Source organism: Pseudomonas sp. 478 (assembly GCF_003254125.1).
In the GTDB taxonomy this organism is placed as follows: domain Bacteria; phylum Pseudomonadota; class Gammaproteobacteria; order Pseudomonadales; family Pseudomonadaceae; genus Aquipseudomonas.
Map to the genome: position 1 here is coordinate 1 of NZ_QKZG01000012.1, position 21852 is coordinate 21852.

Consider the following 21852-nt stretch of genomic DNA (forward strand, 5'->3'; position numbering starts at 1 on the left):
GCTTGCTCGGGTGGTATTCGCCTTGCTGAAAGGTCAAAGCGAATATCAGCCAAAAGCCAGTTGAGGGCTTTCCCTCAACCATAGAATCTCCCACATTTGTTCGGGGTTGTGTGTGAGTTTAGTGACCGACACGGAGTTGCTCCTGCATTGAGCTATCATTGCGTCTTTCCCATTCAAAGATTGACTGCCATGACCGCCCCAACCGACACCTTGCTCGCCACCCTCGAACACTGCGATATGGTGGAAATCGACGGGCTGCATGCCTTCGAATTCTCCCTCGATGAAGACGATAACCTGCACATCGAATGCCTGGACGGTCGTGTGTCCAAGCACTGGGAATTCTCCCCGGCCGAGGTCGAGGCCGCGACCTTCGATCCAGACCTGCAAAGCTGGCTGATCACCGGCAGTTCCGGCGAGCACCGGTTGGTGTGCATGACCGCGTTCCGCGGTGATGACGACGAGGAAGAAGCGAATGAGGATGCGTAAGCTCTGGCCATTGTTGATGGCCGGCAGCGTCGGCGCGATTGGTTTTCAGGCTGCGTCGGCCGACGACTATCAGTTGCTGGTCGGTTCCTACACAGCCGGTCAGAGCCAGGGGATTTATCGCCTGAACTTCGACAGCGCTACCGGGCAGATCGACGCCAAGCCGTTGCAAGTGATCAAGAGCGAAAACCCATCCTGGCTGACCCTGTCCAAGGATCAGCGTCAGCTGTTCGTGGTCAACGAAAACGGCCCGGGACAGAGCGATCCGGTAGGGCGCGTCAGCAGTTATGCGATCGATCCGAAAACCCATGAACTGAGCCTGATCAATCAGGTGCAGAGCCTGGGCAACGAGCCGACGCATTCGGGCCTCAGCGCTGAAGCCAGTCACCTGTTTGTCAGCAACTATTCGGTGTCTGAAGATCCGGGCGGCACCCTGGCGGTGTTGCCGGTGGACGCCGATGGCAAACTCAAACCCGTGGTGCAGATGAGCAGCCATCCATCGAGCCGGGTCAATCCTGAACGGCAGATGTCGGCACACGTGCATTCCACGGTGTCCTCGCCGGACGGCCAGTATGTGTTCTCCAATGACCTGGGCGCCGACAAGATCTTTGCCTACCGCTTCGACCCCACGGCTAACCCGGAACTGCCCTTGACCGCCGCTACACCGGCGTCCGTCCAGTTGCCACCCGGCAGCGGTCCGCGTCATCTGCTGTTTAGCGCCGATGGCAAACACGCGTGGCTGACCATGGAAATGAGTGCGCAGGTTGCGGTGTTCGATTACAAGGATGGCCAACTCAAGCAAACGCAGATGGTTGAGCTGGCGGCGGGGCAACCCGTTTCGGACAAGGCAGCCGCTGCACTTCACGCGTCAAGCGATGGCAAGTTCCTCTACGTCAGCAACCGTGGCACCGCCAATCAGTTGCTGGTGTTCGCCATCGATCCTGCGACCGGGCACCTCAAGGAGCTGCAGCGCCGTTCCGTAGAAGGTGATCACCCGCGCGAGTTCAGCCTCGATCCGAGTGGCAAGTTCTTGTTGATCGCCAATCAGAAAAGCAACCAAATTGTCGTCGTCGAGCGCGATTCCAAGACAGGCCTGCTGGGTAAAACCGTGCAAAAACTGCCGATGGATGCCCCGAGCGACCTCAAGTTCATGGTGCGTCAATAAGCCGCAGGCCCCGGTTGATGGGGCCTGCATCCTTCTATTAATGACGCTGATATCTGCTAATGCTACAAAAGATTTCAAGGCGCCAACCTCGAAGGTTAAGTTTGCTTCACGGCCCCACCGGGCAAGCAAGCCAACCGAATCCGAGGAACACCGCCATGAACTTCAATCTCTTCTCTGTAATCGCCGCTTCCGCAATCTCTGCCACCGTTGCGTTGCCAGCCAGCGCCAACGTTGAAATCAGCGACCAAAAATCCCACGCCCAAAGCTACACCCAGAAATACTTGCAACAGAGCGCCAACTTTTACGCGGCTCTGGATCACAAGACCCAAGGCTGAAATTTGAACCCTGCACCTTTTATGCAGGAGCGAAGTCACTTGAGTGGATCGAGCTGAAAAGCTTTGAGAAACCTGAGTGATGTCGCTCCTGCATAACGCGTTTACGACAGCATTATATTGCCATCAATGTAATGCTTGATATCACATGGCCACACGTTTAAATTTGACGCTGATTTTTTGACTCCTTCTCCTGATAAGGATCGACAGCATGGCAATGCGTCTGGCCGTGGTTCTTCTGTTTCTCTATTCCACTCCCATTCTTTCGGCTGCCCAGCCCGTTCCAGACGAGCCGGATGCGGCCCGCGAGCGCTTGATAAGTTTTATTGAAGACTAAGATAGTTTGGTTCAATGATTAACGAAGCTGATGGTTACTATGGGTAATCCTGAGTGGTTACCACCGGTTTTTTGATCGATTCTGTGGGCATCGAAACATGCCTGCGGAGAACATCATGGCCAGCGCAATCATCACTTCTGCCAAACACGGCGCCTACCTGGCTATCGCTCTTTACGTGGTCCTGGTGCTGGTTGTCAGCCTCTCGCCACAATCGCGCCAACCACTTGAAGCGCCGATTCAAGTCGCTCATCCCGGCATCCAGTTTGAACACCGTTCGCAAACCGCGATGGTCGATCAAGCTGAACTCGCGGGAGTCGCCGGGGAATGAAAGGGCACAGACTTTGGGTCATCGCCTTCCTGGCGTTCATGACCAATGGATCTTCCTTGCTGGGGATCGGACAGGGCTCGGCGGGGTCGGTGGCACGGACTATCGAAGCCAATCACAACCTTGCTCGTAACATTGAAACCGCGAAGGCTTTGGGGCTGCTGGCCGGCAACCCGCCAATCGAACGCCAGAACGACTTCTTCGGGCCGTTCCACGTGGATTGCTCGGTGTTGCAGATGTGTGAAGTGTTTGCGTAAATGCCGGCAGCGATGAGGTCCATTGTGGCGAGGGAGCTTGCTCCCGCTGGGCTGCGACGCGACCCCAAAACCTGCAACCTTGTCCCTTCAGGAATACTCTATCCGTCGATTCACGACTGCTTCGCAGCCGAACGGGAGCAAGCTCCCTCGCCACAATTTATGTATTTTCTTATTTTTGCATCACGCCAATAAATAGCTCCGACTCCAGAAACCGCTGCAACCAGGCCTGCAAACGGCGATAGGGCGTCTGCCCAAACCACTCGCGATCCACATGGGCGAACTGCCGCACGAACGGCATCAGCGCCACATCCGCCAGGCTCGGATGCTCGGCCAGCAAGTAGTCGCGTCCCTCCAGCAACTCATCGAGCCTGCGCAAAAACACCTCGCCCTCAGCTCGATAAACCGTCATTGGCTGCTCGGGGTATCGCTCGGCGTACTTGTAGCGATTCAGGTGCACTTTGAACACCTGATCGTTTTCTTCGATCAACCCGGCAATGAGTTGCTGCCCGGCAGGAGCATCCTTGAGCAACCAATCCTGCGGATCATTCTGCGCCAGGGCCCAGTGCATGATCGCCAGGCTTTCATCGATCACCTGACCGTCGACGCTCAGCACCGGCACCGTGCCTTTGCTCGACAGCGCGAGCATTTCGGCAGGTTTGTCCTTCAGGCTGACCTCGACAATATTCACCGCAACCCCTGAATAGCGCAGGGCCATGCGCGCCCGCATCGCGTAGGGGCAGCGGCGGAAGGAATACAGCGTATTCATTTCACCTCCAGCGTACTCAGGCCGTTGCCCTGACGGCGCACCTGAATCTGCACCGGAATCCGTTCATGCATTTCCTGTACGTGTGAAATCACCGCGACTTTTCGTCCCTGGGCTTGCAAGCCGTCGAGAGCATCCATGGCCAGTTGCAGGGATTCCGGATCGAGGCTGCCGAAGCCTTCGTCGATGAACAACGATTCGATTTTCAACGTGCTCGATGCCATCGACGCCAAACCGAGCGCCAGGGCCAGTGACACCAGGAACGTCTCGCCGCCGGACAACGAATGCACCGAACGCAGTTCATCACCCATCTCGGTGTCCATCACCAGCAAACCGAGCATGCTGCCGCCACGTTTGAGGCGGTAGCGCCGCACCAGTTGCCGCAACTGAACGTTGGCGTGATGCACCAGCAGGTCGAGGTTGTAGGCCTGGGCGATCTTGCGGAAGGTGTCGCCCGTGGCCGAACCGATCAGGGCATTCAAACGTGCCCAGCGCTGGTATTCGGTATAGGCGTCGGCAATCTGCTGCGCGAGGGCCTGATTGGCGTTTTGCCGGCGCTGATCCTCGGCCTGTTCGGCGCGCAGTTCGGCGCAACGGTGTTCGCTGGCGGTGAACTGGTTTTGCAATTCGGCAAGCGCCGTCGCCAGCTGTTCGAAGTCGAGATTGCCGTTGTGCTGTGCCTGGTGATTGAGCAGACGCTGATCGCGTTCCTGTAACAGGACCTTGGTCTGTTCGATGGCTTTTTCGCTTTGCTGCAATTGCCGGCGCAGTTCGCTGAGCTGCTGGTCGTCGACACTCAGCAGATCTTCCAGACCACCGTCATCCAGCTCCGGATGCAATGCGCGCCAGTCGGCAATCTTGCCGCTCAGCTCGCGATCTTCGGTGTCCAGTGCCTGCGAACGTTCTTGCTGAGCCTTGAGTTCGGCGCCCAGCTGCACCAGCCGCGTACGCACGGTTTGCAGTTCCTGATTGGCCGTGGCTTCGGCATTGCGCGCCTGTTCGACGGCTTGATCCAGTTGCTGCTGCCACTGCTCGGCGCTGGCGTGTTCGCCGAGCAATTGCGTGAGTTTTTGCTGGCAGGCCTGTTGCTGGTCGGCGAGGGCGGTGAACTGCTGGCGGGCCGTTTCCAACTGCTGGAGGCGAGTGAGCTGGCGGTCCTGTTCTTTCTCCAGCGTCTGCTGCCGTTGTTGCTGTTCGCTGAGTTCATCGCGTTGCTGATCGAGTTGTTCCAGGCGCTGGCTGATCTGCCGGTCCAACTGCATGAAGGTCGCGGCCGGCTCGTTGCGCAGCGCTTGCAGCGTATCGGCCGGGAGCAGGGTGCTGAACGCCGTCAACTCCTCGTCCAGACGCTGGCGATCACTGCTCAACTCACGTTGCTGGTTGGCCAGGTGCTGGGCAGCTTGCTGGCTCGCCGCTTCAGCGCTACGCAGTTGCTGTTGAAGGCGCGCGGCGTCTTGCTGCAGGGCCAGCAGGGCGGTTTGCCGTTGTTCGTCCTGAGTGATGCTTTGGTTCAACTGGTTATTTTGCTGCACCAACCAGGCATCGCGTTTAGCCGCATCCTGCGTGAGCAATTGCGCAGACAACGGATGGGCTTCAAGGCTCGGTGCCAGGCTCTGCTGCTGCGTCGCGAGGTGTTCTTGTTGTTGCAGCAACTCTTTTTGCTGGGCAATCACGCCGCCCACTTCAGCGCGCAGGTCAGTGAGTTTTTCTTTCAGCAGGTCGACGGCTTTCTGGGCGTTGGCCTGTTCGCTTTCATCATGCCGGCCAAGGCTCTGCAGCAGGGCTTCGGGCTGATGATAGGGATGGTCGGGGCTGCCACAGACCGGGCACGGCTGATCGTCCTGCAACTGCTCGCGCAGTTCTTCGACACTGGCGCTGCGGGCCAGGCGTTGGCGCTCCAGCAGTTCGCGGGTGACGCTCAGGGTCTGTTCGGCAACGACCAATTCGTTCTTGGCTTTTACACCGTCCTGGGTCAGACGTTCTCGTTCTTGCTGAGCGGTGAGCTGGCGCTGCTGGAGTTCGGACGCGCGCTTGTCCAGTTCCTGCTGACTGGCCCACAGGCGTGTCAGCTCCTCAAAAGCTCGCTGCTGCTTGCGGTTATCCTGCAACAGACTCCCGAGAATCCGGATCTGCTCGGCCACCGCTTCCGGTTCGGCGCCGGCTTCCTTGTACAGCACTTCAAGGCTCTGGCGCTGAGTGGACAGGTCCTCGGCAGCGCGAGCGGCGCTTTGTTCCAGGGCGGCCAGTTCGGCCTGGCCCTTGTTCAGGCGATTGCCGATCAACATCAGCTGTTGCAGGCGATCACGGTAGGCGTTCCAGGCATCGCTCAAGGGCGCCAGAGGGGTGCTTTGTTCAAGCTCCCCGGCAATCCGCTGCAAACGTTCGGCGACCTGTTTCTGTTGGTCGAGCAGGCCTTGGATCGTGTTTTGGCCCTGAGTCCAGGCCAGTTCCGTCTGCTGCTTGAGCTCGGCACTGAGGCTGGCGTCCTTGACCAGACGGGCGAGGGTGCTTTGCTCTTCGAAGGCCTGACGCAGCAGTGGCGCGCTGGTGGTGTGTTGGCCTTGGGCTTCGACGAGGGCGGCCTGCGCAGCGCTCAGGCTGTGTTCGAGTTGCGCCTGACGCTCGTTCAGCTCGGTTTGCTGTTGGGTGTGTTGCTGAATCTGCGCGGCCAGCGGTGTGAGCTGGGCGGTGAGTTCAGTCTTGCGGGCGAACTGGTGCCGTTGGGGGGCCAGTTGCTCCAGGCGAGTCAGCTTCAAACGTTCGCCGGCCAGACCTTCCCAGTGCTGCCGGGCCGATTGCAGCTGCTCGGTGGCGCTCTGTTGTTCGTCCTGCAACTGACGCAAATCCTTGAGCCAGGTGTGTTGCAGTTCCAATTGCTTGAGCTGCGCTTGCTGGGTCTTGAGTTGTTGCTGAGCCTCGTTGAAGCGTTCATCGAGTTCCGCGCGCGCTTCGGGCGACAGCGGCGTCACGCCGGTGGCCTGGTCCTGCAACAGCTTGTGGGTTTCGCGAGCCTCTTTGGTTTTGTCGAACGCTCGTCGACCGAGGCGCGTATACAGCGCGGTGTCGGTGAGTTTTTCCAGCAGTTCGCTACGTTCGTTGTCGTTGGCCTTGAGGAATGCACTGAATTCACTCTGAGCCAGCAGCACCGCACGGGTGAATTGCTCGAAGTTCAGGCCCAGAACGGATTCGAGCTGGGTTTTGAATTCAACTTTCTGACTGGCCAGCAGTTGATCCAGATCGATGTCGCGCAAACTCTGACGGCTGGCTTGCAGCTTGCCGCCGGCCTTCTCCCGGGCGCGATTAGCTTCCCAGCGAGCGCGGTAGCGACGGCCATCGATGCCAACGAAATCGACTTCGGCATAACCTTCACCCGTGCCGCGACGCAGCAATGTGCGGGGGTCGCCAGTGCTGATCTCGCCGTCGGCGTCTGGCGCTTTGGCAGACACCTGGGCATTGCTCAGCCGAGGCACAGCACCGAACAGCGCCAGGCACAAGGCGTCGAGCAAGGTGCTTTTACCGGCGCCGGTCGGCCCGGTGATCGCGAACAGACCGGCGCTGGCCAGCGGCTCAGCGGTAAAGTCGATTTCAAAAGGCCCGGCCAGTGAGGCGAGGTTTTTCAGGCGGATCGCGAGGATCTTCATGGTTGTTCGCTCTCCATCTGCACGTCTTGCAACAGCTCGGCGAAGTCCTTGAGGGTTTGCTCGTCGACCTCGCTGCCGTAGTTGTCCTGCCAGGCGCGGCTGAACAGTTCCTGAGGCGAGAGCTGGTCGAGTTCGATCAAGGTCGTGCCGTCATCGACGCCATCGCGGCTGCCGTTGCCAGCGTATTCAGCGGCGATCCGCACCAGCCGCACGGCTTTGCCTTGCAGGGCGGTTTCCACTTGATAACGCAAGTCGGGTTGCGGCTCATCGAGGCGCACCCGAACTTCCAGCCATGGCTGGCGCTGGATATCGGCCAGTAGGTCGATATTTGGCAAATCGGCCAATTGCAGGAGGATTTCCGCCAGTGGCGCGGGACCGATGCGTTGCAGATTCACCGCCCGGGGGATCAGTTTGGGTTCGACGCTGACCAGGGTTTCGCCTTTCAGTGTGATGTCGAGAATCTGGTGCTGATAGCCAATCTCGGAGAACGACAACGGAATCGGCGAGCCGCTGTAGCGGATGCGCTCTTCACCATTGACCTTCTGCGGCTTGTGCAAGTGACCGAGGGCGACGTAACTGATGCTCGGCCCGAACAGGCTGGCGGGCAGCGCTTCGGCGTTGCCGATGATCAGGCTGCGCTCGGAGTCTTCCGACACCGAGCCGCCGGCCATGTGCGCGTGGCTGATGGCGATCAGCGCCTGACCCGGTTTGCGCTTGGCATTGGCGGCTTCGATCAGCCATTCGTGTACCTGACCGATACCGCGCAGGTAGTTGTCACCCAAATGCGCGCCAGTCACTTCTGCCGGTCGCAGGAACGGCAGCGCCAGGCACCAGGCGACGGTTTTGCCCTTGGCATCCGGCAATGGCAGCAGCAGGCGCTCAGCGTCGAGTTGACCATCATCCAGCCACAGCACACGACCCAGCGCATGCGTGCGCAAACGCCGCATCAACGGCGCGGGCAGTTCGATCCGCGAGCCGGAGTCGTGGTTGCCGGCGATCATCACGATGGTCAGCTTCGGTTGTTGTTCATGGGCACTGACGATGAAGTCGTAGAGGCGTTCCTGGGCTTTGACCGGCGGGTTGACCGTGTCGAAGATATCGCCGGCGATCAGCAGCACGTCTGGCTGGTCCAGCTTCAGCTGGCGCAGCAGCCATTCGAGAAAGCAGGCGTGTTCGAAATCGCGTTCCTGGCCGTGCAGGTTTTGCCCAAGGTGCCAGTCGGAGGTGTGAAACAGACGCAAGGTGAACTCCGTAGGAAATAAGGTGATGGCCGCGAGGAAAATGATGGCGGCTAAAGGGGAGGGAGTTTACTGGCAAACACGTTGGATGTGGCTATGTACTGACCTTGCTGTAGTGGCGGGGCTTTTGTGGCGAGGGGGCTTGCCCCCGTTGGGTCGCGAAGCGGCCCCTCCGTTTCTTCAGATACATCACATTACCTGGATTTACGACCGCTTCGCGGCCGAACGGGGGCAAGCCCCCTCGCCACAAAAGCCCCTTCCCTCAAGTGATAGTGATTTTACTTCGGATAAAGCGGCGGCAATCCACTGTCGCCCACCGGATCCTGAACCCGCTCGGCAATCGGAATCGCCTTGATCGCCCGCCACAAGTCTTCACCTTGCCAATGCTGGCCGGTTTCGCTGTAGAGCGCGCCGTTCAAGCCATCGAGGGCGTCGGACAACGGCACAAAGCGCGCCGCCATATCGGCCAGGGTTTCCGGTTGTTGTCGGGCCCAGGCGTCGAGGGCCTGGCGGGTGGCGTGGGAGTCGTTGGCCTGACAGGCGCGTTTGAGATCGTCGAGCACGGTGCGCGGGCTCGGGCCGGTCTGCGCCGCGCGCAGGATTGCCGGTTGCCAGCGGGCGCGCCACCAGAGACCGAAGCCCAGCAGGGTGGTGCAGGCCAGGATCAGGGTGCTGAGTTTCCACCACCAGAGGGCTTCGTTGTCGGCTGCGGAAAAGACTTGAGGCATGCCGGCCGGGGTGTCGACCATCAGGCTCGGGTTGTTCGCCACTGGCAGGGTTTGAGCCGGCAGGCTGCTGTGATCGAGGTGGTCCTCGAAGGTGTTCCACCAGATCACTTCAACCGCTGGCAATTCGATTGCGCCACTACGCGTCGGGACGAGGGCTTCACGGTCTTCGCGACTGCCGATCAGGCCTCGTTCGCTGTTCTGGTTGCCCAGTACCGGTTGATCCGGGTAGCGCCGCAAGCCGTTGACGTCGGTGGCGGGCAGCGGTGGCAATTGCGAACTGTCCAGCCCCTCAGCCTTTACCGTCAGGCTGCGGGTCAATGAATCACCCACCTGCGCATGATCCGGTTCCGGGTTCCAGCTTTCGCTCAGGCTGAGACTACGGGCCGGCAGCCATGGCACGTCGGCCGGGTAGGTGATGGGTTTGGCCTTGACCGTCAGCAGAATCTCGGCGGAACTGACCCGCATCAATTTGCCGGATTTCGGTGCCTGCGCGGCTGAGTCCTTGGCGGGTTGTGCGTCCACCAGTGCGGCATTGAATATCTGCGGTGGAATGACCAGCTCACCGCTGTGTTGCGGGTAGATCGCGTAGCGCATTTCGATCACGCCGTGGCGCAGGCCATTGATGTCTTTCTCATAGGTGCGTGCTTCGCCCAGTTGCTCGATGCGCACATCGGGGATTTGCAAAGGGGGCAGGCTGCTGTCGTCGTACAGCGACACCGAATGGTAGATGCGCAAGGTCAGGATCGCCTGGGCTTGTACGTACACGCTGTTTTGATCGAGGCTGGCGTCGATGAACACCGGGTCCCGTTGGGTCGGGCTGTCCTGGGTTTCGGTCTCGACCACTTGCACGGTGATCGGCTGGCTCTGCACGTCACCCAGTTGCAGTGACGGAATCACCACGCTGCCGTTTTGCCGAGGCAGCAGGGTGATGATCCAGCGAGTGGTCGCCCGGTTGTCGCCGTTCAGGGTGGTCAGCTGGTTGACCTGACGGGTGCCGCGCACGTCGAACAGCGGCTCCAGTGGTGTCAGGTCGGGCTTGCCGAACTGCGTCACGTCGTTGGTTTCCAGGGTCAGTTCAATCGTTTCGCCGCTGTTCAGGCGACTGCGATCCACACTGGCGACCAGCCCCGCAGCCTGGGCCTGAACAGTGCAGATCAGCAGTGCGAGCAAGAAAGTGGTGAAGCGGGTCATCGAGTTTTTCCCTGATCCTGATGTTGTTGCTGTTCGTACCAGAATTTGCGCCTGAGCAATTCACCCGGGTCATCCGGGATCTTGCGCAGCCATTGCTCCAGCGCCTGGCGCTGTTCGCCGTCGATGCTGTCGTTGGCCGGGCGCATCGGTGGTCGGGTGCTGTCTTCATCCCCCAGTTCACTGCCCGGGACTTCATTGGTGCCGGGTTTCGACGGCGTTTTGCTCTGTTGGTCAGAGTCCGTCGTGGTTGGTTGGCCGTCGCTTTTCGGTTCGCCCTTATCCGACGGTTGCGTGGCCGCGCCCGGCGGCGGTTCTTGCGTGGGGGGCTCGGTCTCGTTGCCGGCGTTTTTGTCCTGATCAACGGGCGGTGGAGTGTTTTTCTGCTTGAGCAGAGTTTCCACCAGCGCTTTGTTGGTCAGGGCCGGACGCAAATCCGGTTGGCGTTCCAGCGCCTGATCGTAGGCATCCAGCGCGGCTTCCAGCTCGCCGCTTTTGGCCAGGGCGTTGCCACGATTGTAGTGGGCGTGGGCGTCGCTGCCTTCGGCGAACCGCTGGGCGGCGCCGCTGTAATCGCCTGCCTCATAGAGCGCGACACCTTGCCATTGTCGATCTTCGAAATGCTGCGCCGCCTCGGCCGGGCGCTTTTGCTTGAGCAAGATCAGACCCTGTTGGTCGGGCCGCAGCCACAAATCGTTGAAGTCGAAGGCATAACTCGGTTGAGGCAGCAAAAACAGCAGTGGCAAGCAGAACAGCCAGCCGCGACGACCGGCGCACGCCGCCAGCAGCAGCAACGGCAACAACAGCCAGTAACCCTGATCGGCCCACGTATCGAGGCGCAGGGTATGGCCGTCGTTGCGCAACGTGCGTGGTCCCTCGAGCAAACCTAGTGCGCGCAAGTCGGCATCGTCCAGGCGCGCGTGGCGATAGCGTCCGTCCAAGTCGCTGGCAAAGGCTTTCAGGCCTGGTTCGTCCAGATGTGGCACTAGAATCGCGCCCTGGTCGTCCTTCAGGAAACTGCCGTCCTCCTGGGTGATCGGCGCGCCTTCGGCAGTGCCGATACCGAGCATCAGAAATTGTGTCGATTTGCCGTCCAGCGCCTGCTCAATCCCCTGGCGTTCCAGTTCGGTCAAGGTCGAACCGATCAGCAGGATCCGCCCGTCGCCGAGGGCGCCCTGTTTCAGCAGGGCAAGGGCCTTGGTCACCGCCAGGTCGGCGCGATGTCCCACTTGGGGCATCAGCGAAGGCTTGAGGGCATCCAATAGATTACGGCTGGTCGACAGGTCATCAGATAGCGGCACTAAAGTGTGAGCGCTGCCGGCGTAGACGACGATCGCGGTCTGGGCATCGCTGCGGTTCTCCAGCAGGTCGAACAGCTTGCGCCGAGCCTGTTCCAGCCGGCTGGGCGGTACGTCGGTGGCGAGCATTTCCGGGGTCAGCTCAAGGACCACGACCAGTGGGTCGGCGGGTTTCTGGCTGGCTTGCTCGACACGTTCCCAGCTCGGCCCAAGCAGCGCCAGAACAGTCAGCACCCAGGCACATCCAAGGATGACCCACGGCAATTTGCTGTCGCGACCGCTGCCACCACTGAGCAGCGCGGCATGGAAGGCCGGTGGCAGAATCATCTGCCAGCGCCCGGCGCGTTTCTGCCGATGCCAGAGTTGCCAGAGCAACCAGCCCAGCAATGGCATCAACAGCAACCACCAGGGGCGAAACAAGTACGGCCAGAGTGCACTCATCGGCGCCTCCGCAGACGCAGGCGTTTAAGCCGCTGGCGCCAGTCGGGCAGTTGAGTTTGCAGAAGGTCCTTGGTGAACAGTCGCCGCAACGGGTTATCCGGCCAGCGCTCGCGAACAACCAACAGCATGCTCAACAGCAACGCCAGCGCCAAAGGCCAGTGGTACAACGCCTGAGCCGGGCGGGCCTGAGTCGGTTGCTGCGTCACCGGTTCCAGTTGGTCGAGGGTGTCCTTGATCGCTTGCAGTTCCTTGCCATCATGGGCGCGAAAATACTGGCCGCCCGTGGCTTCGGCGATCGCCATCAAGGAGGGTTCGTCGAGGTCGAGGCTCGGGTTGACCCCCAGGAAACCCAAAGTGCCGCTTTGCTCCGGATCGGCGCCGATGCCGATCGGGTAGATTTTCACGCCTTCGCTAGCCGCCAGCCGCGCAGCCGTGAGCGGGTCGATTTGGCCACCGTTGTTGGCGCCGTCAGTGACCAGAATCAGTACGCGACTTTGTGCCGGGCGTTGGCGCAGGCGTTTGAGGGCCAGGCCGATGGCATCGCCGATGGCGGTGTTCTTGCCGGCGATGCCGATCCGCGCCTCGTCAAGCCACACGCGCACCGTGTGCCGGTCGAACGTCAGCGGTGCTTGCAGATACGCCTGGCTGCCGAACAGGATCAGGCCGACGCGATCGCCATCGCGACTTTCAAGGAAGTCACCGAGCAAGTGCTGAACCAGGGTGAGTCGACTGACTTCTTCGTCCTGCCACTGCATGTCGGGGAAATCCATCGAGCCGGACACGTCGACCGCTACCAGCAGATCGCGACCGCTGGCGGCGATGGGCAGCGGTTCGCCAAGCCATTGCGGGCGCGCCGCCGCGATCAGTAGCAACAGCCACAGCAGAATGAACGGTGCCTGTTGGCGCCAGGCCGGCAGGTTGGCCCGGGCGCGGCGGCGGACCAGGCCTTCGAGGTCGCCGAGGAAGCTGACTTTGAGCGCCGGCTCGCCACTGTCGGCGACAGGCAGCACGACGCGCATCAGCCAGGGTAGCGGCAACAGGGCAAAGACCCACGGCCAGGCGAACTCAAACATGTTTACGAATCCAGGTGTCGACCGCTTGAGTCAGGCCGGCGATGGCCTTGTCGTCGAGTTTGCATTCGGGTTTGTAGGCGCCTTCGACCAGCACCATCCAGCGGGTCAGGCCGGCGGCCGGGCAGCGATTGTCGAGGAATGCCAGCCATTTGCGCCCATTGAGGGTGTGGCTCTGGCTGTAGGGGTAATGGTTGCGGCACAGGCGTTTGAGCAAACCGTTGAGTTGCTGCAACCAGGCACCGGCCGGCGCGCCGTCGTAGGGTTTGGGCATCCGCACGAGTTCTGCCAGCGCGGCGAGGCGCACCGGGTCCAGCGGTTGTTCGGCGCGCACGATCGGGCGTTTGTTCGCAAAGAAGTGCCTGGCCTTCCACAGACCGAAACCAATGAACGGCACTAACACCAGCAACAGCCACCAGCCCGGTGCCGGTGGCCAGAATTCGATGGGTGGCGGGGAGATCAGCGGTTGCAGTTGATCGAGGCTGCTCATCGGCCTTTCCCCGGTTTCTGCGGGTTCAGGTATTCGCGCAATTGTTCGACCATCTCGCTCTGGGTGCTCAGGGGCATCAGCAATACCCGCAGCTTCTGCGCGAGCAATTCCCAGCGAGCGAGGCGCGCTTCGGCCTGGGCGCGATAGGTCTGGCGCAGCTCGAAATTCAGGGTGTCGAGTTCCAGTTGCGCACCGCGTTCGGCAAAACGTAAAAGCCCGGCGGCGGGCAGGGCGTGATCCAGCGGATCGGATACCGGCAGCAGCAATAGATCGCAATGCCGCGACAACAGACTCAGCTGTTGTTCGGCGCCCTCGGTCAGGGTGCGTTCGTCGCAGATGATGATCACCAGGCTGCCGGGGCGCAGTACTTCCCGGGCGCGACGCAGGGCAATGTTGAAGGCGTCCCGGTCCGGCTCGTTTTCCGTGTGCAGCGACTGATTGACCCGCACCAGACGGTTGAGCAATTGCAGCAGGCTCTGTTTGCTGCGTCGTGGCTTGATTTCATAGTGCTCGTTGTTGCCGAACACCAGTCCGCCGACCCGATCGTTATGACCCAGTGCGGCCCAGCCGATCAGGCTCGCGGCCTGGGCGGCGAGCACCGATTTGAACATCAGCCCCGAGCCGAAAAACAGTCGGCGGCTTTGCTCGACCATGATGAAAATCGGCCGCTCGCGTTCTTCATGGAACAGCTTGGTATGGGGTTCCTGGGTGCGGGCGGTAACGCGCCAGTCGATGCTGCGCACGTCATCGCCGGCCTGATAAACCCGCACCTGATCGAAGTCCACCCCGCGCCCGCGCAGTTTGGAGTGGTGCAGGCCGATCAGCGGGCTGCGCTGGCTCGGTGTGGAAAACAGTTGCACTTCACGCACGCGATGGCGCATCTCGATCAGCTCGGCGAGGCTGACACGGATGCCCGGTTCGGGCGGCAGGATGACGTTCATCGGGGTCAAGCGACGGCTACGACGTCGAGAATCCGCTGGACCACCCGGTCCTGGTCGATGCCCGCGGCTTCGGCTTCAAAGGAAAGAATGATGCGGTGGCGCAGTACGTCGAACAGCACGGCTTGAATGTCTTCCGGGCTGACGAAGTCGCGACCGGCCAGCCAGGCGTGGGCCCGGGCGCAACGGTCGAGGGCAATCGAGCCGCGCGGGCTGGCGCCATAGGCGATCCACTCGGCCATCTCCGGGTCGAACTTGGCCGGGGTGCGCGTGGCCATGACCAGTTGCACCAGGTATTCCTCCACGGCGTCGGCCATGTACAAGCCGAGGATTTCCTTGCGTGCGGCAAAAATCGCCTGCTGGCTGACCCGGCGCTCGGGCTTGGTTTCGCCGTTCAGCGCTTCGCCACGGGCCTGTTGCAGGATCCGACGTTCGACGGCGGCGTCCGGGAAGCCGATTTTCACGTGCATCAGGAAGCGGTCGAGCTGCGCTTCGGGCAATGGATAGGTGCCTTCCTGCTCGATCGGGTTTTGCGTGGCCATCACCAAAAACAGCGGCGACAGCTCGTAGGTGCTGCGCCCGACGCTGACCTGGCGCTCGCCCATGGCTTCGAGCAGGGCCGATTGAACCTTGGCCGGGGCGCGGTTGATTTCGTCCGCCAGCACCAGGTTGTGGAAGATCGGGCCTTGCTGGAACACGAAACTGCCGGTTTCCGGGCGATAGATTTCCGTACCGGTGATGTCGGCCGGCAACAGGTCGGGGGTGAACTGGATGCGATGGAACTGTGCTTCGATGCCTTCGGCAAGTTCTTTGATGGCCTTGGTCTTGGCCAGGCCCGGAGCGCCCTCGACCAGCATGTGGCCGTCGGCGAGCAAGGCGATGAGCAAGCGCTCGATGAGTTTTTCCTGGCCGAGAATCTGCGTTGAAAGAAAGGTTCGCAGCGCTAGCAGCGCTTCACGATGTTCCATCGATGACTGTTCCTGGAAAGGGTGACCGAAGACGTTCGAATAACGCCAGGGCTGGGGGCGTTACTTTAATCTATCGCGGGGGGCGGCGACTAACGGCATTTTGTGCAAAGTGCAGGAATTGATTGGCGAGATTGTTTGAATTTTGTAGGACTCAGAGGGTGATGGTGTTCTTTCGGGCCTCTTCGCGAGCAAGCCCGCTCCCACATTGGAATTGTGCTGGACGCAAATTTTTGCATCCGCAGGAGACCCCCTGTGGGAGCGAGCCTGCTCACGATGAGGCAGGTTCAGGTACCCGAGATTCAGGGGCTCAGAGCTGACTTATGTAGGTGCCAGTACCCTTGAGGATGTTCTGCAGTGTTTCTTCCACTTCCGCCAAGTCGCTCGCATCAGTGCTGTGAATGATTTCCAGCGAATCATCACCATTGAGCGCATCGGCGTCAGCAGCAGCGATTTCGATCAGCAGGCGTGTAGGGCTGAGGGTGACTTTTACGCCGTCCAGCGTCGAAGGCTCGTCGCCAAGGCTGATGTCCAGTGCGTCCTCGTCCGGGTAGCGGGTCATCAGGAACATATCGCCCTGATCGCTGTGGCAGCAGAGCATGGCCATGTTGTCTTCTTCGTCGTCGCACGGGTTGACGATCAAGAGGGCGGTGGTCATTTGCATGGGGAATTCCTGGCTCGACGAGCGTTGTGAAGACGAACAAAGGGCGATTCTGCCAGCCTTGGGGAATTTCTGCTCGCCTGAGTGTCTGAGGATGTGTCGTGAACATCTGGGGTGTTGCTGGTCATTTCTGGTACGGATGTGCCGTAAAACCGGGCTTTAACCCCCCGTTTTGCCGTGCGGCTGCTAGTGTTGTTCGATGCGCAAGGCGCAAGCTGCGTACCGATGACCGAATATGTCGCAGCGCTGCAAGCACGGGGCTTGCCGCACTGGTTAAGCTGCGCAACGGATGAGCACCTGTAAAGGCATTGCGCTGCACCTTGCCCAGTCGTTTTTGCAGATGCCCATTCATGGAAGGTGAATGTGACCTGAGTGTCTCGTCCAGCTTCACCCACCTGTCATCCTGTTTCCTCTGCCCGAGAATCAGGAACAGGGTGACGGATTGCCCCGAAAGGGGTTTGCACGCGACGCTTCCATCAATAACAAGCCCAAGCGGAGTACCACAGATGGCGTTCTTCACCGCAGCCAGCAAAGCCGACTTCCAGCACCAACTGCAAGCGGCACTGGCCCAGCACATCAGTGAACAGGCACTGCCACAAGTGGCGCTGTTCGCGGAACAATTTTTCGGCATCATTTCCCTGGACGAGCTGACCCAGCGTCGGTTGTCCGACCTCGCCGGCTGCACCCTTTCTGCGTGGCGCCTGCTTGAGCGCTTCGATCACGCGCAACCGCAAGTGCGCGTCTACAACCCCGATTACGAACGCCACGGCTGGCAGTCGACCCACACCGCGGTCGAAGTGCTGCACCACGACCTGCCATTTCTGGTGGACTCGGTACGCACCGAGCTGAACCGTCGCGGCTACAGCATCCATACTCTGCAAACCACTGTGCTGAGCGTACGTCGCGGCAGCAAAGGCGAGTTGCTGGAAATCCTGCCGAAAGGCACCCAGGGCGAAGGCATTCTTCAAGAATCGCTGATGTACCTGGAAATCGACCGTTGCGCCAACTCGGCCGAACTGAATGTCCTGAGCAAGGAACTGGAACAGGTTCTCGGTGAAGTCCGCGTCGCGGTCGCCGATTTCGAACCGATGAAAGCCAAGGTCCAGGAAATCCTCACTGGCCTGGACAACAGCCAGTTCGCGGTCGACCCTGAAGAAAAAGGCGAAATCAAAAGCTTCCTGGAATGGCTGGTGGGCAACCACTTCACGTTCCTGGGCTATGAAGAATTCGTGGTGCGCGATGAAGCCGACGGCGGCCACATCGTCTACGACCAGGATTCCTTCCTCGGCCTGACCAAACTGCTGCGTACCGGCCTGACCTACGATGACCTGCGCATCGAAGACTACGCCGTGAACTACCTGCGCGAACCGACCCTGCTGTCGTTCGCCAAGGCTGCGCACCCAAGCCGTGTACACCGTCCGGCTTACCCGGATTACGTGTCTATCCGTGAAATCGATGCCGACGGCAACGTGATCAAGGAATGCCGTTTCATGGGCCTATACACCTCCTCGGTGTATGGCGAGAGCGTGCGGGTCATCCCGTACATCCGCCGCAAGGTCGAAGAAATCGAACGCCGTTCCGGCTTCCAGGCCAAGGCTCACCTGGGCAAGGAACTGGCGCAGGTGGTTGAAGTGCTGCCGCGCGACGACCTGTTCCAGACCCCGGTGGACGAGCTGTTCACCACCGTGATGTCGATCGTGCAGATCCAGGAACGCAACAAGATTCGCGTGTTCCTGCGCAAAGACCCGTATGGTCGTTTCTGCTACTGCCTGGCGTACGTGCCGCGCGATATCTACTCCACCGAAGTGCGCCAGAAGATCCAGCAAGTGCTGATGGATCGCCTGAAAGCCTCGGACTGCGAGTTCTGGACCTTCTTCTCCGAGTCCGTGCTGGCCCGTGTGCAACTGATTTTGCGCGTCGATCCGAAGAACCGTCTGGACATCGACCCGGTTCTGCTGGAAAAAGAAGTCGTGCAAGCCTGCCGCAGCTGGCAGGACGACTACGCGAGCCTGGTGGTCGAAAGCTTCGGCGAAGCCCACGGCACCAACGTGTTGGCCGACTTCCCGAAAGGCTTCCCGGCCGGTTACCGCGAGCGTTTCGCCGCGCATTCGGCTGTGGTCGACATGCAGCACCTGCTGAGCCTGAAAGAATCCAATCCGCTGGTGATGAGCTTCTATCAGCCACTGGGTCAGGTCTCCGGTCAGCGCGAGCTGCACTGCAAGCTGTATCACGCCGATACCCCGCTGGCATTGTCCGACGTGTTGCCGATCCTGGAAAACCTCGGCCTGCGCGTGCTGGGTGAATTCCCGTATCGCCTGCGTCACAACAATGGCCGCGAGTTCTGGATTCACGATTTCGCGTTCACCGCCGCTGAAGGCCTGGAACTCGACATCCAGCAACTCAACGACACCTTGCAGGACGCTTTCGTCCACATCGTGCGCGGCGATGCCGAGAACGATGCGTTCAACCGCCTGGTGCTGACTGCCGGCCTGCCATGGCGCGATGTCGCGCTGCTGCGTGCCTACGCCCGTTACATGAAGCAGATTCGCCTGGGCTTCGACCTGGGTTACATCGCCAGCACCCTGAACAACCACACCGACATCGCTCGCGAGTTGACCCGGTTGTTCAAAACCCGTTTCTACCTGGCGCGCAAGCTGACCGGCGACGATCTGGAAGACAAGCAGCAACGCCTGGAACACGCGATTCTCAGCGCCCTGGACGACGTTCAGGTACTGAACGAAGACCGTATCCTGCGTCGCTACCTGGACCTGATCAAGGCCACCCTGCGGACCAACTTCTACCAGACCGACGCGCACGGTCAGAACAAGTCCTACTTCAGCTTCAAGTTCAACCCGCACCAGATTCCAGAGCTGCCGAAGCCAGTACCGAAGTTCGAAATCTTCGTTTACTCGCCACGTGTCGAAGGCGTGCACCTGCGCTTCGGCAACGTTGCTCGCGGTGGTTTGCGCTGGTCTGATCGTGAAGAAGACTACCGCACCGAAGTCCTGGGCCTGGTAAAAGCCCAGCAAGTGAAGAACTCGGTCATCGTGCCGGTGGGCGCCAAGGGCGGCTTCCTGCCGCGTCGCCTGCCACTGGGTGGCGGTCGGGACGAGATCGCGGCCGAGGGCATCGCCTGCTACCGCATCTTCATCTCGGGCCTGTTGGACATCACCGACAACCTGAAAGACGGCGCGCTGGTACCGCCGGCCAACGTCGTGCGTCATGACGACGATGACCCGTACCTGGTGGTGGCAGCGGACAAGGGCACTGCAACCTTCTCCGACATTGCCAACGGTATCGCCATCGACTATGGCTTCTGGCTCGGCGATGCGTTCGCATCGGGCGGCTCGGCCGGTTACGACCACAAGAAAATGGGCATCACCGCCAAGGGCGCGTGGGTTGGCGTGCAACGTCACTTCCGCGAACGCGGCATCAATGTTCAGGAAGACAACATCACGGTGGTCGGCGTCGGCGACATGGCCGGTGACGTGTTCGGTAACGGCTTGTTGATGTCCGACAAGCTGCAACTGGTCGCAGCGTTCAACCACCTGCACATCTTCATCGACCCGAACCCGGAGCCGGCCAACAGCTTCGCCGAGCGTCAGCGCCTGTTCGACCTGCCGCGTTCGGCCTGGTCGGATTACGACACCAGCATCATGTCCGAAGGCGGCGGGATCTTCTCCCGTAGCGCGAAAAGCATCGCGATTTCCCCGCAGATGAAAGAGCGCTTCGACATTCAGGCCGACAAGCTGACCCCGACCGAACTGCTGAACGCCTTGCTCAAGGCACCGGTGGATCTGTTGTGGAACGGCGGTATCGGTACGTACGTCAAAGCCAGCAGCGAAAGCCACGCCGATGTCGGCGACAAGGCCAACGATGCATTGCGCGTGAACGGCAACGAACTGCGCTGCAAAGTCGTGGGCGAGGGCGGTAACCTCGGTATGACCCAGCTGGGTCGTGTCGAATTCGGTCTCAATGGCGGCGGTTCCAACACCGACTTCATCGACAACGCCGGTGGTGTGGACTGCTCCGACCACGAAGTGAACATCAAGATCCTGCTGAACGAAGTGGTTCATGCCGGTGACATGACCGACAAGCAACGTAACCAGTTGCTGGCGAGCATGACCGACGAAGTCGGCAACCTGGTGCTGGGCAACAACTACAAGCAGACTCAGGCACTGTCCCTGGCGGCACGCCGTGCCTTCGTGCGGATTGCCGAATACAAGCGTCTGATGAACGATCTGGAAGGCCGCGGCAAGCTGGATCGCGCCATCGAGTTCCTGCCGTCTGAAGAAGCGATCAACGAGCGTCTCGCGGAAGGCCATGGCCTGACCCGTGCAGAGCTGTCGGTGCTGATCTCCTACAGCAAGATCGACCTCAAGGAAGCGCTGCTCAATTCCCAGGTACCGGACGACGATTACCTGACGCGCGACATGGAAACTGCTTTCCCGCCGACCCTGGTGAGCAAGTTCTCCGACGCCATGCGCCGTCACCGTCTGAAGCGTGAGATCGTCAGCACCCAGATCGCCAACGATCTGGTCAACCACATGGGCATCACTTTCGTTCAACGACTCAAAGAGTCGACCGGCATGAGCCCGGCGAACGTGGCCGGTGCTTACGTGATCGTGCGCGACATCTTCCATCTCCCGCACTGGTTCCGTCAGATCGAAGCACTGGACTACCAGGTTTCCGCTGACGTGCAACTGGAGCTGATGGATGAGCTGATGCGTCTGGGCCGTCGCGCTACGCGCTGGTTCCTGCGCAGCCGTCGCAACGAGCAGAATGCTGCCCGTGACGTCGCGCACTTCGGTCCACATCTGGCAGCGCTGGGCCTCAAACTCGACGAACTGCTGGAAGGCCCGACCCGCGAAGGCTGGCAGACCCGTTATCAGGCGTACGTTGCGGCTGGCGTTCCTGAGTTGCTGGCGCGCATGGTTGCAGGCACCACTCACCTGTACACCTTGCTGCCGATCATCGAAGCGTCCGACGTGACCGGTCAGAACGCCGCCGACGTGGCGAAGGCTTACTTCGCCGTGGGCAGTGCGCTGGACATCACCTGGTACCTGCAACAGATCAGCGCTCTGCCGGTTGAAAACAACTGGCAGGCCCTGGCCCGTGAAGCGTTCCGCGATGACGTCGACTGGCAACAACGTGCGATCACCATCTCCGTCCTGCAACAGGGCGACGGCACCCAGGACGTGGAAACCCGTCTGGAACTGTGGATGGAAGAGCACGAAGGCATGATCGAACGCTGGCGCGCCATGCTGGTAGAAATCCGTGCCGCCAGCGGCACTGATTACGCCATGTATGCGGTGGCCAACCGTGAGTTGCTGGATCTGGCGTTGAGCGGTCAAGCGGTAGTGCCCGTCACTGCCACTAGCATCGCCAGCGCTGAGTTGGAGCCGGCGGCCTGATCAGGCGTTGAATGAAGAAGCCCCGTCTTGAGAGAGACGGGGTTTTTTTTTGATGTTTGTGGCGTTTGGTCGGGCCCTTTCGCGAGCAAGCCCGCTCCCACATTGGTTTTGCGTCGTA

17 protein-coding genes are annotated in these 21852 nt (G+C 60.6%); 7 read left to right on the top strand and 10 right to left on the bottom strand.

Annotated features, from left to right (window positions below; genetic code table 11):
• Positions 1-189 precede the first annotated feature (189 nt).
• From DFS28_RS22860 to DFS28_RS22880, 6 genes are all read left to right on the top strand, one after another.
• Positions 190-486 carry a DUF5629 family protein gene (locus DFS28_RS22860; protein WP_111451548.1) on the top strand — a complete coding sequence of 99 codons (297 nt, stop codon included), beginning with the start codon at positions 190-192 and terminating at the stop codon, positions 484-486.
• Positions 479-1648 carry a lactonase family protein gene (locus DFS28_RS22865; RefSeq protein WP_111451549.1) on the top strand — a complete coding sequence of 390 codons (1170 nt, stop codon included), beginning with the start codon at positions 479-481 and terminating at the stop codon, positions 1646-1648. The genes DFS28_RS22860 and DFS28_RS22865 overlap by 8 nt, the downstream gene beginning before the upstream one ends.
• A 155-nt stretch (positions 1649-1803) precedes the next feature.
• Positions 1804-1983, top strand: coding sequence for a hypothetical protein (locus DFS28_RS22870; protein ID WP_111451550.1), 180 nt, complete (start codon positions 1804-1806; stop codon positions 1981-1983).
• A gap of 208 nt (positions 1984-2191) precedes the next feature.
• Positions 2192-2317, top strand: coding sequence for a hypothetical protein (locus DFS28_RS30940; RefSeq protein WP_256596898.1), 126 nt, complete (start codon positions 2192-2194; stop codon positions 2315-2317).
• A gap of 115 nt (positions 2318-2432) precedes the next feature.
• On the top strand, positions 2433-2645 hold the full coding sequence (locus tag DFS28_RS22875) for a hypothetical protein (RefSeq protein ID WP_008157051.1): 213 nt from the start codon (positions 2433-2435) through the stop codon (positions 2643-2645).
• Positions 2642-2899, top strand: coding sequence for a hypothetical protein (locus DFS28_RS22880; protein ID WP_111451551.1), 258 nt, complete (start codon positions 2642-2644; stop codon positions 2897-2899). The genes DFS28_RS22875 and DFS28_RS22880 overlap by 4 nt, the downstream gene beginning before the upstream one ends.
• A 169-nt stretch (positions 2900-3068) precedes the next feature.
• Here DFS28_RS22880 and DFS28_RS22885 read toward each other — a convergent pair whose 3' ends face one another.
• The 10 genes from DFS28_RS22885 to DFS28_RS22930 form a co-directional block, all read right to left on the bottom strand.
• Positions 3069-3665, bottom strand: a complete 597-nt coding sequence (locus tag DFS28_RS22885; protein ID WP_111451552.1) for a glutathione S-transferase — start codon at positions 3663-3665, stop codon at positions 3069-3071.
• Positions 3662-7303 carry an AAA family ATPase gene (locus DFS28_RS22890; RefSeq protein ID WP_111451553.1) on the bottom strand — a complete coding sequence of 1214 codons (3642 nt, stop codon included), beginning with the start codon at positions 7301-7303 and terminating at the stop codon, positions 3662-3664. The genes DFS28_RS22885 and DFS28_RS22890 overlap by 4 nt, the downstream gene beginning before the upstream one ends.
• Complete coding sequence (locus DFS28_RS22895) at positions 7300-8544, bottom strand: exonuclease SbcCD subunit D C-terminal domain-containing protein (RefSeq protein WP_102614364.1); 1245 nt, start codon at positions 8542-8544, stop codon at positions 7300-7302. The genes DFS28_RS22890 and DFS28_RS22895 overlap by 4 nt, the downstream gene beginning before the upstream one ends.
• A gap of 275 nt (positions 8545-8819) precedes the next feature.
• Entirely contained in the window at positions 8820-10460 is a 1641-nt protein-coding gene (locus DFS28_RS22900) for a BatD family protein (protein WP_111451554.1), read from the bottom strand.
• On the bottom strand, positions 10457-12196 hold the full coding sequence (locus DFS28_RS22905) for a tetratricopeptide repeat protein (RefSeq protein ID WP_111451555.1): 1740 nt from the start codon (positions 12194-12196) through the stop codon (positions 10457-10459). The genes DFS28_RS22900 and DFS28_RS22905 overlap by 4 nt, the downstream gene beginning before the upstream one ends.
• Positions 12193-13269 (bottom strand): VWA domain-containing protein, encoded by a 1077-nt coding sequence (locus tag DFS28_RS22910; RefSeq protein WP_111451556.1) that lies wholly within the window; start codon positions 13267-13269, stop codon positions 12193-12195. Before DFS28_RS22910 ends, DFS28_RS22905 begins: the two co-directional genes overlap by 4 nt.
• The gene (locus tag DFS28_RS22915; protein WP_111451557.1) at positions 13262-13756 is read right to left on the bottom strand and encodes a DUF4381 domain-containing protein; all 495 of its coding nucleotides are present in this window, start codon (positions 13754-13756) and stop codon (positions 13262-13264) included. The genes DFS28_RS22910 and DFS28_RS22915 overlap by 8 nt, the downstream gene beginning before the upstream one ends.
• Positions 13753-14697 (bottom strand): DUF58 domain-containing protein, encoded by a 945-nt coding sequence (locus DFS28_RS22920; protein WP_008150798.1) that lies wholly within the window; start codon positions 14695-14697, stop codon positions 13753-13755. The genes DFS28_RS22915 and DFS28_RS22920 overlap by 4 nt, the downstream gene beginning before the upstream one ends.
• Positions 14698-14702: 5 nt before the next feature.
• Entirely contained in the window at positions 14703-15662 is a 960-nt protein-coding gene (locus tag DFS28_RS22925; RefSeq protein WP_008150800.1) for a MoxR family ATPase, read from the bottom strand.
• 307 nt (positions 15663-15969) lie between these two features.
• Complete coding sequence (locus DFS28_RS22930; RefSeq protein WP_074876853.1) at positions 15970-16323, bottom strand: hypothetical protein; 354 nt, start codon at positions 16321-16323, stop codon at positions 15970-15972.
• 503 nt (positions 16324-16826) lie between these two features.
• Here DFS28_RS22930 and DFS28_RS22935 point away from each other — a divergent pair.
• Complete coding sequence (locus DFS28_RS22935; RefSeq protein WP_111451558.1) at positions 16827-21734, top strand: NAD-glutamate dehydrogenase; 4908 nt, start codon at positions 16827-16829, stop codon at positions 21732-21734.
• The last annotated feature ends 118 nt before the right edge of the window (positions 21735-21852 follow it).

Excerpts from the sequence above, each read along its gene's own strand:
- DFS28_RS22860 (WP_111451548.1), top strand. The coding sequence starts at position 190 with ATGACCGCCCCAACCGACACCTTGCTCGCCACCCTCGAACACTGCGAT.
- DFS28_RS22865 (WP_111451549.1), top strand. The coding sequence starts at position 479 with ATGCGTAAGCTCTGGCCATTGTTGATGGCCGGCAGCGTCGGCGCGATT.
- DFS28_RS22870 (WP_111451550.1), top strand. The coding sequence starts at position 1,804 with ATGAACTTCAATCTCTTCTCTGTAATCGCCGCTTCCGCAATCTCTGCC.
- DFS28_RS30940 (WP_256596898.1), top strand. The coding sequence starts at position 2,192 with ATGGCAATGCGTCTGGCCGTGGTTCTTCTGTTTCTCTATTCCACTCCC.
- DFS28_RS22875 (WP_008157051.1), top strand. The coding sequence starts at position 2,433 with ATGGCCAGCGCAATCATCACTTCTGCCAAACACGGCGCCTACCTGGCT.
- DFS28_RS22880 (WP_111451551.1), top strand. The coding sequence starts at position 2,642 with ATGAAAGGGCACAGACTTTGGGTCATCGCCTTCCTGGCGTTCATGACC.
- DFS28_RS22885 (WP_111451552.1), bottom strand. The coding sequence starts at position 3,665 with ATGAATACGCTGTATTCCTTCCGCCGCTGCCCCTACGCGATGCGGGCG.
- DFS28_RS22890 (WP_111451553.1), bottom strand. The coding sequence starts at position 7,303 with ATGAAGATCCTCGCGATCCGCCTGAAAAACCTCGCCTCACTGGCCGGG.
- DFS28_RS22900 (WP_111451554.1), bottom strand. The coding sequence starts at position 10,460 with ATGACCCGCTTCACCACTTTCTTGCTCGCACTGCTGATCTGCACTGTT.
- DFS28_RS22905 (WP_111451555.1), bottom strand. The coding sequence starts at position 12,196 with ATGAGTGCACTCTGGCCGTACTTGTTTCGCCCCTGGTGGTTGCTGTTG.
- DFS28_RS22910 (WP_111451556.1), bottom strand. The coding sequence starts at position 13,269 with ATGTTTGAGTTCGCCTGGCCGTGGGTCTTTGCCCTGTTGCCGCTACCC.
- DFS28_RS22915 (WP_111451557.1), bottom strand. The coding sequence starts at position 13,756 with ATGAGCAGCCTCGATCAACTGCAACCGCTGATCTCCCCGCCACCCATC.
- DFS28_RS22920 (WP_008150798.1), bottom strand. The coding sequence starts at position 14,697 with ATGAACGTCATCCTGCCGCCCGAACCGGGCATCCGTGTCAGCCTCGCC.
- DFS28_RS22925 (WP_008150800.1), bottom strand. The coding sequence starts at position 15,662 with ATGGAACATCGTGAAGCGCTGCTAGCGCTGCGAACCTTTCTTTCAACG.
- DFS28_RS22930 (WP_074876853.1), bottom strand. The coding sequence starts at position 16,323 with ATGCAAATGACCACCGCCCTCTTGATCGTCAACCCGTGCGACGACGAA.
- DFS28_RS22935 (WP_111451558.1), top strand. The coding sequence starts at position 16,827 with ATGGCGTTCTTCACCGCAGCCAGCAAAGCCGACTTCCAGCACCAACTG.